Here is a 727-nt window from a genome sequence, read left to right as displayed (position 1 = left end):
AAGTGCTACAAGTAAAGCTGCTTCTTTTGTTGGATCAGCAGCATCTTCATTCGACTTGGCTACAATTTCAGAGATAAAGCTTTCAACCTGACTATAGGTCGCTCCAACGACCTCTGCAATTGGCTTAGTTTTATTATATCCCCAGACTATACTCACTGGAGTACCATCCTTTTCAGTGTATTGCAGAATATTCCCTCTATCATCATATTTATCAAAACTGACCTCTTTAGAATTTGCGTTGTTTAGATTATCGTAACTTAAAATAGATACAGGAAGTACCAGGTTTCCAGTGGCAACATGTGGTAAAACCGTTGGATAAATGGTCTCTGTTCTGGAAAGGGTTTTACTCACATTATTCACCGTCTGCATCGTTTTGGTTTCCAAAGGGATACCAATCATATTTTTGCTAATCATCAGTGGGTTTCCTTTTTCATGGGCATACTGGTAGCTTGTCTCCTGAGTAGAACCGTCCGTAAATACAGTTTTTGAAGAGGTTAGCTGATAGTGGCTCGGATTACCATAACTGCTGAAGCTGGTGGTAGTCACCACAGAATTATCCGGTAGATATTCTGTAGTTTTTACTTCCGTAGGATTATAAAATCCATAATAGTTGTCATAAAACCCATATGATATATTGAGGAGCTGGTCCTGGGCAGGATCTGGAAAATAGGCAAAGTTTTCTTTAAAGACATAGTTTTTAAGGCTTTTTAGCTGGCTGTAATCATAC

At 38.8% G+C, this 727-nt stretch carries 1 pseudogene; it reads right to left on the bottom strand.

Features of this window, described 5'->3' with window-relative positions:
* Positions 1-727, bottom strand: a pseudogene (locus DRF57_RS23805) (hypothetical protein); the annotation flags it as partial.

This window comes from Chryseobacterium rhizosphaerae (genome assembly GCF_003385455.1).
GTDB lineage: Bacteria > Bacteroidota > Bacteroidia > Flavobacteriales > Weeksellaceae > Chryseobacterium > Chryseobacterium rhizosphaerae.
Note: the sequence above shows the minus strand (reverse complement) of the source record. Positions and strands in the feature narration are given on the sequence as shown.